Below are 263 nucleotides of genomic sequence, written 5' to 3'. Positions count from 1 at the left end.
ATTAACCGTGTACTTGTAATAATCAAGGCCCCCTTTAATACTTGCAATACCCGGCTGAGCTCTACAATGTGGCATGTATTCATTTTTAAAAAAGTCGTAAAAGTTCTGATAAGCAGGCACACCTTTTTCTTCAATTAATGTTTTAGCTTTATTTTGGTAAGTTTCTTTTTGCGCTGCAGTAAATGTATTAGGGATGCGAGTAAATGGCTCATATAAGGCGCTATTCTCAGGTTGTTTAACTATATGAGCGCTAATGCTTTGGC

General features: G+C 36.9%; 1 protein-coding gene. It reads right to left on the bottom strand.

The window, feature by feature from the left end:
* The coding region (locus SB765_RS30720) for a DUF885 family protein (protein ID WP_410932631.1) at positions 1–263 on the bottom strand (263 nt) is incomplete at both ends.

This window comes from Pseudomonas sp. SIMBA_067 (assembly GCF_046534675.1).
Taxonomy (GTDB): Bacteria; Pseudomonadota; Gammaproteobacteria; order Pseudomonadales; family Pseudomonadaceae; genus Aquipseudomonas; species Aquipseudomonas putida.
This window is presented reverse-complemented; position numbering and strand designations above follow the sequence as displayed.